At 46.0% G+C, this 12,456-nt stretch carries 11 protein-coding genes; 2 read left to right on the top strand and 9 right to left on the bottom strand.

What is annotated here, in order from left to right:
• Nucleotides 1-49 precede the first annotated feature (49 nt).
• Nucleotides 50-1,522 (top strand): deoxyribodipyrimidine photo-lyase, encoded by a 1,473-nt coding sequence (locus FD961_RS01270; protein WP_215393776.1) that lies wholly within the window; start codon nucleotides 50-52, stop codon nucleotides 1,520-1,522.
• Between the two features lie 39 nt (nucleotides 1,523-1,561).
• On the top strand, nucleotides 1,562-2,401 hold the full coding sequence (locus FD961_RS01265; protein ID WP_215393775.1) for a symmetrical bis(5'-nucleosyl)-tetraphosphatase: 840 nt from the start codon (nucleotides 1,562-1,564) through the stop codon (nucleotides 2,399-2,401).
• Between the two features lie 12 nt (nucleotides 2,402-2,413).
• Here FD961_RS01265 and hemL read toward each other — a convergent pair whose 3' ends face one another.
• Genes hemL through dapB form a run of 9 tightly spaced genes read right to left on the bottom strand, consistent with a single transcriptional unit; the run spans nucleotide 2,414 to nucleotide 12,423 of the window.
• Complete coding sequence (gene hemL, locus FD961_RS01260) at nucleotides 2,414-3,709, bottom strand: glutamate-1-semialdehyde 2,1-aminomutase (RefSeq protein ID WP_215393774.1); 1,296 nt, start codon at nucleotides 3,707-3,709, stop codon at nucleotides 2,414-2,416.
• Between the two features lie 53 nt (nucleotides 3,710-3,762).
• Nucleotides 3,763-3,933 carry a rubredoxin gene (locus FD961_RS01255; protein WP_071464595.1) on the bottom strand — a complete coding sequence of 57 codons (171 nt, stop codon included), beginning with the start codon at nucleotides 3,931-3,933 and terminating at the stop codon, nucleotides 3,763-3,765.
• 57 nt (nucleotides 3,934-3,990) lie between these two features.
• Entirely contained in the window at nucleotides 3,991-5,457 is a 1,467-nt protein-coding gene (locus tag FD961_RS01250; protein ID WP_215393773.1) for a class I SAM-dependent RNA methyltransferase, read from the bottom strand.
• A 59-nt stretch (nucleotides 5,458-5,516) separates the two neighbouring features.
• Nucleotides 5,517-5,942, bottom strand: a complete 426-nt coding sequence (locus tag FD961_RS01245; RefSeq protein ID WP_215393772.1) for a CopD family protein — start codon at nucleotides 5,940-5,942, stop codon at nucleotides 5,517-5,519.
• 30 nt (nucleotides 5,943-5,972) lie between these two features.
• On the bottom strand, nucleotides 5,973-7,250 hold the full coding sequence (locus FD961_RS01240; RefSeq protein ID WP_215393771.1) for a glutamate-5-semialdehyde dehydrogenase: 1,278 nt from the start codon (nucleotides 7,248-7,250) through the stop codon (nucleotides 5,973-5,975).
• A gap of 31 nt (nucleotides 7,251-7,281) precedes the next feature.
• Complete coding sequence (holA, locus tag FD961_RS01235) at nucleotides 7,282-8,343, bottom strand: DNA polymerase III subunit delta (protein WP_215394305.1); 1,062 nt, start codon at nucleotides 8,341-8,343, stop codon at nucleotides 7,282-7,284.
• 19 nt (nucleotides 8,344-8,362) lie between these two features.
• Nucleotides 8,363-8,890 carry an LPS assembly lipoprotein LptE gene (lptE, locus tag FD961_RS01230; RefSeq protein ID WP_215393770.1) on the bottom strand — a complete coding sequence of 176 codons (528 nt, stop codon included), beginning with the start codon at nucleotides 8,888-8,890 and terminating at the stop codon, nucleotides 8,363-8,365.
• Nucleotides 8,891-8,909: 19 nt separating this feature from the next.
• The gene (leuS, locus tag FD961_RS01225) at nucleotides 8,910-11,582 is read right to left on the bottom strand and encodes a leucine--tRNA ligase (RefSeq protein ID WP_215393769.1); all 2,673 of its coding nucleotides are present in this window, start codon (nucleotides 11,580-11,582) and stop codon (nucleotides 8,910-8,912) included.
• A 40-nt stretch (nucleotides 11,583-11,622) separates the two neighbouring features.
• Complete coding sequence (gene dapB / locus FD961_RS01220; RefSeq protein ID WP_215394304.1) at nucleotides 11,623-12,423, bottom strand: 4-hydroxy-tetrahydrodipicolinate reductase; 801 nt, start codon at nucleotides 12,421-12,423, stop codon at nucleotides 11,623-11,625.
• Nucleotides 12,424-12,456: the final 33 nt, after the last annotated feature.

Below are 12,456 nucleotides of genomic sequence, written 5' to 3'. Positions count from 1 at the left end.
GTAGGGCCTCCCTCAACAAATTCTCTCAATTAGCCCTAATATAGGGGCTATGGAAAAAGCTCTTGTTTGGCTCCGCCGAGACCTCCGCCTGTATGACAATGCAGCGCTTCACCACGCGCTAAAAGAAAGTAAGCAAGTCTGGCTTACTTTTATCTTTGATACTGACATTCTCAAACCCTTGATTCAGGGTGAACTCGATGCAAAAGGCTTGAAACATGACCGTCGAGTGGATTTCATCTGGCAAGGACTAAAGCAAATTGATAATGAGCTCCGGTTACTTGGCGGTGGACTAATTGTTCGCTTCGGCAAGCCGACTGAGTGCATTCCTCAAATCGCCAAAGAGCTGAGTGTTGAAACAGTCTTTACCAATCATGACTACGAGCCCTCCGCAATTTCCAGAGACGAGCTAGTCAAGACTTCATTAGAAAAGTTAGATATTCAGTTTGAAAGTTATAAAGACCAAGTCATTTTTGAGAAGAAAGAAATTCTTACCAATTCAAACACTGTCTTTTCTATTTTCACTCCCTACAAAAATAACTGGCTCAAGACGCTTCAAGAAAAAGATCTCGCCGCTTATGAATGCAAACCTAAGCCAGGACAATTTGCCCCCATTCCTAAAAAGTTAGATTTGCCAATGCCCTCGCTAGAGTCTATGGGCTTTTGCCCCACAGGTATTGAAACCTACCTTCCTCCTGGGTCTGAAGGCGGGCAAGCGTTTTTGGAAGACTTTCTCTCACGTATTGACCAATACCAAATCGGTAGGGACTTTCCAGCAATCAAGGGGGTGAGCTATCTCTCAACCCATCTTCGCTTTGGCATGCTCTCCATTCGGGGTTTGGTGCGTGAAGCTCACCGTCGTATGCTTGCAGGAAGTATGGGTGCCACTATTTGGTTAAGCGAGCTGATTTGGCGAGATTTTTATTTTATGATTCTGTCTAACCATCCACGCTTAGCTAGCGGCGCTTCATTTAAACCGGACTACGACAATATCGCCTGGGAAAGTGGCGCCCTGGCTAAAAAACTATTTACAGCCTGGTGTGAAGGCAAGACAGGTTACCCATTAGTAGATGCAGCTATGCATCAACTAAATCAAAGTGGTTATATGCATAACCGTCTACGCATGGTAGTAGCAAGCTTTCTGACTAAAGATCTGGGAATCGATTGGCGCTGGGGTGAGGCCTACTTTGCCGAGCACCTCAATGATTTTGAACTGTCATCTAATAATGGTGGCTGGCAGTGGGCATCCTCGTCAGGCTGCGATGCCCAGCCTTACTTTCGCATCTTCAATCCGATTACCCAATCAGAAAAATTTGATGCTGAGGGTAAATTCATTCGTCGCTATTTACCGCAATTAGAAAAGCTCTCCAAGAAGTCAATTCACGCGCCCTGGAAAGCTGGTCATATCGAACTGGAAGCCGCTGGCCTTGTCTTGGGACGTGACTACCCACTGCCTGTGGTTGATCACGATGAAGCTCGCAAAAAGACTTTGGTACGTTATAGCGTTGTGAAAAAAGTGAGCTAGATACAGCGCACCCAACATCAATCCGTTTTAAGATAGAGTATGAGCAAGATCTACGCTGTTGGTGACATTCAGGGATGTGCGCCCTCACTCAAAGCCCTCGTTAAGAAGCTACCCAAGCAATCAAAAATGATTTTTTTGGGAGATTTAGTCAATCGTGGCCCGGACTCACTGGGAGCATTGCGCCAGCTAAAAAGCCTTCAAGAATCTGGTCGTGCAGAATGTATTCTGGGCAATCATGATCTACATCTTCTAGCAATTGACGCTGGTATTCGCAAGACTAAGGGTTTAGATACAGTAGAGCCTATTCTGAAGGCCTCAGACCGTAGAGAGCTCATCGATTGGCTGCGCAAACGTCCGCTGGCTCTTAGCAATGGCAATGTATTGACTGTACATGCTGGCGTTCTTCCACAATGGGATTTACAGCAAACAATAGAGTGTGCGCAGGAGGTTGAGAAGGCCCTACGCAACAAATCTTATAAAGAGTTTCTGGGAAATATGTATGGCAATATGCCGAATAAGTGGAGCAACTCCCTGAAAGGTTATGAACGCTTAAGAGTCATCACTAATGCTTTAACCAGAATGCGCTTTTGTACATCCGGCGGTCAAATGGAATTTGAAAGCAAAGAAGGTTTAGAGGATGGTCCAAAGGGTTACATCCCTTGGTTCAAGGTACCCAAGCGAAAAACGCAAGATACTGTCGTTTACTTTGGTCACTGGTCAACCCTAGGATTATTGCGTCAGCATAATGTTGTTGGTCTTGATACTGGCTGCGTGTGGGGCGGAAAGCTCACTGCCATGCAAATCTCCGACACCGGCAAAGATATGAAAAAGTCTGAGATTATTCAAGTGGATGGTTATGACCACCCCTTGAGGATGTAACAAATAGCTCTTTTATTTCAGTTTCTGAAATGACTTTTCTGCAGCAGAAATGATTTCATTAAGCACATCATTGTCATGCGCAATGGATGTGAAGCCTGCCTCATATGCTGATGGTGCAAGATACACACCTTCATCTAGCATTGAGTGAAAAAACTTCTTAAAAGCTTCAATATCAGTTTTAGTCACAGCCTCATATGAGCTTGGGACTGTATTGGCAAAATAGAGTCCAAACATGCCGCCAACACTATCGACTGCAAATGGCACATTGGCTTTATCTGCAGCTTGCTTTAAGCCTGCCATGAGTTTTTGTGTTTGGCCAGTGAGGCACTCATAGAAACCTTCTCTTGAGATAATTTCTAGGGTCTTCAAGCCGGCAGCCACAGCAACTGGATTGCCTGACAAGGTGCCCGCCTGATAAACATTACCCAAAGGGGCTAACTTAGACATCATTTCTTTTTTGCCACCGAAGGCTGCCATCGGCATACCGCCGCCCATGACCTTTCCAAGACAAGTTAAATCAGGAACGATACCTTGCAACGATTGAGCTCCACCAAGCGCAACTCTAAAACCGGTCATGACTTCGTCATAGATTAAGACGCCACCATACTGGCTTGTCAGATTGCGAATAGTGCTCAAAAATTCTTTTGAAGGCTGAATCAAATTCATATTGCCCGCAATAGGCTCTATGATGACTGCTGCAATTTGGTCGCCCTGTTTTTTAAATACCTCTGCAATTGCCTCAACATCGTTATAAGGCAGCACTAATGTGTGCTTGACCAAATCCTGGGGCACACCACCTGAAGATGGCGCATTCTGGGTAGAATCTGCAAAAGTTAATAAGCCCGAACCTGCTTTAACTAATAAGCTGTCAGCATGTCCGTGATAGCAACCTTCAAATTTAATAATAAGATCGCGACCGGTGTGGCCACGAGCTAAACGCAAAGCACTCATCGTTGCTTCAGTACCACTTGAGACCATACGGACTTGCTCAACGCTTGGCATCAAAGCACAAATCCGCTCCGCCAACTCAATCTCACCCTCGGTTGGAGCGCCGTAACTAAAGCTGGTTTCAGCAGCCTTTTGAACTGCCTCAACAACCTCTGGGTTTGCATGGCCTGCAATCATGGGACCCCAAGACATAATTAAATCGATATATCGTTTATTGTCAGCATCCCAAAAATAAGGTCCTTTGGCTTTAGTCACAAAACGAGGCGTTCCACCGACCTGACGAAATGCACGTACCGGTGAATTCACTCCGCCCGGTATCGTCTTTTGTGCCCGCTCAAATAAAACCTCGTTTTGACTCACATTTACCTCAATTTTTTGTCTATTTCGAATTACCACTCAATACTGCTGGGCTATTAAATCGCCATCATTTCAAAATCTTCTTTGCGAGCACCGCACTCTGGGCATGTCCAATTCATCGGCACATCTTTCCAGAGCGTTCCGGGTGCGATACCTTCATCAGGCAAACCAGCAGCTTCGTCATAGACCCAGCCACAAATCAGGCACATATAGGTTTTAAATTCCATTGATCTACTCTCCGTAATATTCTGTTACTTCGATTTATGACTCTATTTTAAAGCCCATCAATCGTTTAAATCTTCATCTTGCTCTTTTGAGGCTGGGCGCTTCTGGTGCATCTCAAACTTAAATAGACGACATTCGAGCGGACCGTTAAATAGGGGTGTACGCTTGGACTCTTTGATACGTAACTGTCCTGGCAGAGCCATGTCGGCAGTCAATACAAAGATATTCCAGCCGCCAAATGCATCCTTAAGATGTTGTCCAAACTGACGCAAGAACTCAACAAACTTAGGATCTTGCTCTTCTTGAGCCTGAAGCTTTTTAAGAGATTCACGACTTGAGCGCTTAGCGCTCTGACGCCCAGTTTCTAGATTCAGCTCAAAACGATTTTCAGGCTCCTCAGTTTCATAATCAGCATCGCGCACTCCTTTTTCCTGACCTCTACCGCCTTTGATAACCAAACGCTCTCCATAAGGGGGATTTAATAACATGACCCCTCCTTGGCTACTTACTGGAGGCTTGCTAGCCATAGCATCGATTTGGCGCACAACGGGTTGGTCAGGCAACTGTGCTCTTTGCCAATTTCCTCTGAACATCGAAACCAGCTTCTCATTAATATCACTACCGCTAATGCCCAAAGATTGCGCATTCGGATATTGCTTGCGTCTTTCTAAAATTTCGTTAAGGCAGGACTCCTTCAAGCCGGCCCAACGTTTTTGTTCTGCCGCCTCATTAAATGGCTTTAATCTCTGAAAACCAAAACCATGAGCCGAGGTAATCAATGGGCGATAAGCCAGTCTGCTAGGTTTAGCATCATCACCATACATCCCCGCACGAATTCCCCCAGGTGGAATTGCTAAGGCTATTTGTGCCGCCTCAATCAAGAAGGTGCCACTACCGCACATCGGGTCAAACAAAGTCTGCCCAGACTTCCAGCCGGTAATCGACAAAATCCCTGCTGCTAAATTTTCTTTTAAGGGAGCATCACCCTTTTCATCTCGCCAGCCTCTTTTAAAGAGAGCTTCACCGGAGGTATCTAAATAAATCGTTACTTGAGTTGCTGTTAAATGTGCTTGAACCCGAATATCCGGAAAAGCTGTATCAATACTTGGGCGATCTCCTGTGACATCACGCAAACGATCAACGATCGCATCTTTAATTTTGAGCGTTGCAAAATTTAAACTCTTTAATGGCGAACGATGTGCTGTCACATCTACGCGTAAAGTTTGCTTCGAAGTAAACCAATCTTCCCAAGCTAAACCACTAGCCAGCTTATAAAGATCGTCTTCCTGTCTATAGGGCGCTTGGGCCATTTGTAATAGAACACGGCTAGCAATTCGGGAATGAAGATTTAATGCCATAGCAGCAGAAAGCGGACCCGCAAGTCCAATACCACCAGTAGGGCTGGTTGGGGTTGGGTCAATAACCCAGGTGCCCAATGCTTTGGAATCTGGGCGCTGAGCAATTTCTGCGAGCTCCTGTGCGAGCGGCACTTCTAAACCGCCTGGGCAAACAACAAAAAATCTCATGGGGCTAACAGTCTTATATAAAAAGGGGAATCAGGAAATTCAGAATAGCTAACGGGTATTTATGGTTTAAAAATAACCAAGGCCACAATCACTAACAACAAAATAACAGGAACTTCGTTAAACCAGCGATACCATACGCCAGACTTATTGTTCACGCCAGCACGAAACTTCTTTAGTAAGCTCCAGCAAGCATGGTGATAGCCAATGACTAGAATGACAAAAAATAATTTAGCGTGCATCCATGCATCACCAGCACCAATACCGAAAAGAAGCCAAAGTATTAAACCCAACAAAACGGCAGGTATAGCTAATATGGTCATAAACCGAAAGAGCCGATCTGACATTCCCAAAAGGCGAGCATAGGCCTCAGGATTTTTCTCATCAGCTAAGTTCACATAAATTCTTGGGAGATAAAATAACCCAGCAAACCAAGAGGTGATCAGCACAATATGTAAGGTTTTTACCCAAAGGTAGGCATTCATCATGGTGTATTTACTTTTAATTTTTGCCGTGGATTAACCACGAATTTCGCCATGACCCATGACGATATATTTCAGGGAAGTTAAGCCGTCCAAGCCAACCGGACCGCGGGCATGAAGCTTATCGTTCGAAATACCAATTTCTGCTCCAAGTCCATATTCAAAGCCATCCGCAAAGCGCGTACTAGCATTGACCATGACGCTAGCACTATCGACTTCACGCAAAAAACGATCTGCTTGGGCTTGGTTATTAGTAATGATGGCATCAGTATGCTTACTGCCATAGCGCTCAATATGATTCATAGCCTCATCAATATCTGCGACTGTCTTAATAGACAAAATTGGAGCCAAGTATTCCGTTTGCCAATCTTCTTCGGTGGCATCAACCAAGTGATTGAAGCCACTAGCTTCAAGAGTTGAGCGGGTCAAAGCATCTACGCGCAACTCAACCCCTTTATCTTGATAAATTTTACAAAGCTCAGGCAAAACCTTAGACGCAATACTTTTGTTCACTAGTAGCGTTTCCATAGCATTACAAGGCGCGTAGCGCTGGGTCTTTGCGTTATCACATACTTTCACTGCCATTGCTACATCAGCATCTGCATCAATATAGGTATGGCAAATACCATCCAAATGCTTAATCATTGGGACGCGCGCTTCGGCCATTAGACGAGCAATGAGGCTCTTACCGCCACGAGGAACGATCACATCGATATATTGCGTCATGGTAATCATTTCACCGACAGCACTACGATCAGTAGTGGTCACCACCTGTACGGCATCCTTAGGCAGACCCGCAGCTGCAAGACCCTCTTGGATAATTTGAGCCAACAAGGTATTCGAATCAATCGCCTCAGATCCACCGCGTAATATCACCGCATTACCTGACTTTAAGCACAATGCTGCTGCATCAATTGTCACATTAGGGCGTGACTCATAAATGATGCCAATCACGCCTAGTGGCACGCGCATCTGACCAAGCTCAATACCAGAAGCCTGTTTTTTTAGAGCAGTCACTTTTCCGATTGGGTCCTCAAGAGAAACAATTTGCTCCAGACCCAATGCCATCGCTTCAATGGTCTTGATTGTCATAGTTAGGCGATCAATAAAGGCAGCATCTTGGCCCTTTTCTTTTGCGCGTTCTACATCAACCAGATTGACCTTTTGAATCTCATCCGCTTTTTGACGAACTAACTTTGCAATGTGCAGCAATGCTTGGTTCTTTTGCTCACCCGATGCACGAGCTATAGCACGCGATGCACTTCGTGCTCGCTTACCAATATCCTGCATCATGTCTTGAATCTCTTTACTCATTTACATTGTTCTCTATGTATTAATTCTGCTCTTAGCGCAGTAAATTTCCAAGCAAACGTAAACCATCCCATGGGTCAGCTGGCAATTCTGCGGCAGAGAGACCTTTCACCTGACGATCGAGTCCTGCAGCAACCTGCATGGCTCTGCGCAACTTCAGCGGCTGAATCCGCCTCAGGGCTGTTGGGTACAAACGCTCTTTGTTGCCCCAGATACGATTCGCCCGCATCAGCTGCTGCACAGATTCACCAGCGTCACTAGCCACCTTTAGTTTAGATAGTAGCCTAAGCTCTTCCGTCACGCTCCATAGAATGAGCACCAATGGCTCACCCTCACCTTTTAAACCATCTAGCATGCGGTTTAAGCGAGGTAGATCGCCTGCCAACATTGCCTCGGTTAATTCAAAAACGTTATAACGCGCTACCTTCAGAATGGAAGAGCGAATCTGCTCTTCAGTTAATACACCCGTGGGATAAAGAAGCCCCAACTTCAAAATCTCTTGATGTGCAGCAATGAGGTTCCCCTCAACTTGATCAGCAATAAACTCCAAAGCGCGCTGGCCTTCAGGGCCATCCTCAACTTCTTGGTTTTGCAGCTTGAGTCGACCTGCAATCCATCTCGGCAAATGGCTACGATCTAAAGAATCAATCTGCACTGCCATACCAGCATCATCTAGCGCGCTAAACCAAGCTGAAGTCTTAGTCTTACCATCTAACCTTGGCAATACAATACAGACCACCGTATCAGGACCTTCAGGACCATTGGGCTGCGACTCTATTTGAGCGGCAAATTGCTTTAAGGCGTCAGCGCCATCGCGACCAGGTTTGCCCGTCGGAATACGCAACTCTACCCAACGCTTATCACCGAACAAAGACATAGTTTGGCCAGCGCTCATGAGCGCACTCCAATCAAATCCCCGTTCTTGTAGCATTACCTCGCGCTCAGTAAAGCCTAATTTCTTGGCGGCGAGGCGTAATTGGTCCATCGCCTCCATCATGAGAAGGGGTTCGTCACCACTAAAAACGTAAAGGGGCAGCATCCCACCCCCTGCACTCAAGGATTTGAGGTGCACTTGCAAGGCATCAACTTTGACCATGCGAGTCTTAATCTCTTTTTTAAAAAGATCTACTTCGTGGCGCTTTTGCAGCAGCGGCAACGCGGCGCAAAATCTGAACCGCCAAGTCTTTGCGCATCAATGACAAGAATTGTTGCTGCTGAACATCGGTTGCCAAAACAGTTGTGTTCGAGAAGTCCATATCTCGAGTCATATAAATTTCGCTATCGGGAATAATTTCTGCGCCAGAGGTGTCGTAGGCTCTAAAACCTACACGAATATTCAGGCGATATGCAGATACCTGACCAGCTGAGTTGTAGGCCAAGATCTCTCGCCCATTAATGTCATTTGTGATCTCTAAAATTAAATCAGCATCCTTGGGACTGATTGCAACCTTCACATCTGTGCCCTGCAAAATCGATGTCTGAATATCAGCACGCAAGGGAGGTGATGGATTGCCAGTAATGGCGATTGCTTTAAAGGGCAAATCCACCATACCGCGGAGGCGATAGCCGCAAGCAAGCAAACCACTCAGTGGCGCAGTGACAATGAAGCCAAGCACGGCACGTCGAAATAGGTTGGCGCTCATATCCTCAGACTCTCTATCACTATGCAACGATATTGACTAAACGACCAGGTACAACGATGACTTTTTTAGGGACTCCGCCGTTAAGGACTTTTACTGCAGGCTCACTCTGCAAAGCCAAGGCCTCAATTTCTTCCTTACTGGCTTCTGCTGACACCTTAATATCACCTCGTAATTTGCCATTAATTTGCAACATCAAAGTAATCTCGGTTTGAATGAGGGCGGCCTCATCTACACCGGGCCATGGGACATCTAGAATAGGCCCGAAATTCTTGGCATATCCTAAATCCTTCCAGAGCACATGGGTCAAATGTGGCACAACTGGATAAAGGACACGCAACAAGATACTGAGACATTCACGGAGCACTGGCGCGCCAATTGAAGCGCCTTGCTCTAATTTAATGGGCTCAAGCACATTGAGCATCTTCATTGCAGCAGATACAACCGTATTGTATTGACGACGTTGATAGTCAAAATTTGCCTGCTTCAAAATTGAATGGACTTCGCGACGCAGTTCTTTCTCGGCATCATTTAAGTTGCTGGGAAGAGTATCCTGCGCATCACGAATAGTATTAGCTTGGCTACTCGAGTACATCCATACACGACGCAAGAAACGAGAGGCCCCATCAACACCAGCACCAGACCACTCTAATTGTTGCTCAGGTGGCGCTGCAAACATGACAAATAAACGTGCAGTATCCGCGCCATATTGATCAATCAAAGCCTGCGGATCAACGCCATTATTCTTACTCTTGGACATCTTCTCAACACCACCGATGATGACTGGTGTGCCAGAGTTGTCTCCTTTTAACTTTGCACCTTGAGGGCGACCTTTTTCATCAAGATCTAACTCAACATCCAAAGGATTTAGCCAAGTCTTTTTACCTGAAGCCTCTTCAGAGTAATAAGTCTCATTGAGTACCATGCCTTGCGTCAAGAGATTCTGGAAAGGCTCATCAAACGTAATCAAATTCAGATCACGCATGACTTTAGTCCAAAAGCGCGCATAGAGTAAATGCAGGATCGCATGTTCAATACCGCCAATGTATTGATCCATTGGCATCCAATATTCATTACGCCCATCCACCATGGTCTGCGCATCAGGTCCGGTATAGCGCATGAAGTACCAAGAAGAATCTACAAAGGTATCCATCGTGTCAGTCTCGCGTCGTGCAGGCTTGCCACACTTGGGACACTTCACATTCAAAAAGTCTGACCGTTTATTTAAAGGGTTACCGCTGCCATCTGGTACACAATCTTCAGGCAATACCACTGGCAAGTCTGCCTCCGGCACAGGAACTGCACCACAACCAGGATTTGCTTCATCGCCACAATGAATAATCGGAATTGGCGTACCCCAATAACGCTGACGAGAAATACCCCAGTCACGCAAGCGATAGGTGGTCTTGATTTGGCCAATACCCATCTTCTCTAGATCATTAGCAACCGCACTTACGGCCTCTTCATGCGAAAGCCCGTTGTATTGATCGCTATTAAAGCAAATGACGTCCTCTTTTTGGGCGTACCAATCTTCCCAGCGTGTTGCGTTAAACATGGGTGACTCACCCTTGAGAGCAATCACTTGTTTAATCGGTAAGTCGTATTTGAGTGCAAAGGCAAAATCGCGCTCGTCATGAGCAGGAACGCCCATCACTGCGCCATCACCATAGGACATCAGAACATAGTTACCCACCCAAACCGGTACAGGTTGATTAGTCAGTGGATGTGTGACATATAAGCCGGTGAACATGCCCTCTTTTTCTTGAGTGGCTAAGTCGGCCTCAATCACGCTGCCAGTTTTGCACTTCTCAATAAAAGCAGCTAAGGCTGGATTAGTGGCAGCAGCTTTAGTAGCCAAAGGATGTTCAGCCGCAACTGCACAGAAGGTTACGCCCATGATGGTGTCAGCACGAGTTGTAAAAACGTACAGCAAACCATCTTGAATAAAGTTACCGTGAGCATCTTCAATCTCATGCTTGAAGGCAAAACGCACACCCCGACTCTTGCCGATCCAATTCTGCTGCATGGTTTTGACACGCTCTGGCCAACCCAAGCCATCTAAACCAGAAAGCAATTGTTCCGCATACGCAGTAATGTTGAAGTAATAACCAGGGATCTCACGCTTTTCAACCAATGCGCCTGAGCGCCAACCACGACCGTCAATGACTTGTTCATTTGCTAAAACAGTTTGATCAATCGGATCCCAGTTCACTACTTGAGTCTTACGATAGGCAATCCCTTTTTCCAGCATCCTTAAAAAGAGCCATTGGTTCCAGCGGTAGTAATCAGGGCTACAGGTTGCCACTTCTCTTGACCAGTCGATTGCCAAACCCATCGCTGCCATTTGCTTTTTCATATAAGCAATGTTGTCGTACGTCCATTTGGCTGGAGGCACCTTATTCTGAATCGCCGCATTTTCTGCAGGCATACCGAAAGCGTCCCAACCCATTGGCATCAGGACGTTGTAGCCTTGCATGCGCAATTGACGTGTCATCACATCATTGATGGTGTAGTTGCGCACATGTCCCATATGCAGCTTACCTGACGGGTAGGGCAACATAGAGCAAGCGTAATATTTTGGTTTTTTCTTGCCGTCAGTACCGACAGCATTCTCGGCTACTTGATAGACTTGCGCAGCTTCCCAATCAGCTTGCGCTGCCGCTTCAATACTGCGGTAGTCGTAATCCTTACTCATTCAATACAACTCTTTTCTATTTTAGTTTTTAGTAGCGGAATTATTTGCGCAAGCCAAGAACGTCTTGCATGTCATAAAGTCCTGAGCTTTGCTTCTGCAAGAAACGTGCGGCACGCAAAGACCCCTGGGCATAAGATTGACGGCTTGAGGACTTGTGACTAATTTCAATACGCTCGCCATCGCCAGCAAATAAAACGGTGTGATCACCCACAATGTCGCCGCCACGAATGGTTGCAAAACCAATGGATCCTTCTTTGCGTTCTCCGGTATGACCCTCGCGTGCGTAGACGGCAACATCATCGAGCTTTTCACCTAGAGCGTCTGCAATCACTTCACCCATCTTCAGCGCAGTTCCAGACGGCGCATCAACTTTGTGACGATGATGAGCTTCAATAATTTCAATGTCGTAACCTTGATTAAGCATCTTGGCTGCAATCTCTAATAATTTAAATGTGGCATTAACGCCCACACTCATATTGGGCGCAAACACAATAGCCAAGTTCGCTGAGGCCTTCTTGAGATTGGCAATTTGATCTGACGTTAGGCCGGTTGTACCAATAATCATCTTGGTACCAGTCTTTTCTGCTACAGCCAAATGCGACATTGTGCCCTCAGGCCTTGTGAAATCAATTAGATATTCAGTATTTGCCAATACTGCAGCAACATCAGCAGAAATAACTACACCAGTCTTTTTACCTAAGAATGCACCAGCATCCTCACCTAATTGCGGGCAAGCTGAATGTTCAAGTGCGCCTACAAGCTGAGCATCTGATGTATTGAGAACGGCCTCAATCAACATCTTGCCCATACGGCCAGTTGCACCTGCAATTGCAATCTTCATCATGTATTTCTTCGCTTCAAATTAAAAGTTGCT

Origin of the sequence: Polynucleobacter sp. TSB-Sco08W16 (genome assembly GCF_018687455.1) — a bacterium.
GTDB lineage: Bacteria > Pseudomonadota > Gammaproteobacteria > Burkholderiales > Burkholderiaceae > Polynucleobacter.
The sequence above is the reverse complement of the archived record's forward strand: the minus strand, read 5'-3'. Positions and strand labels throughout refer to the sequence as shown.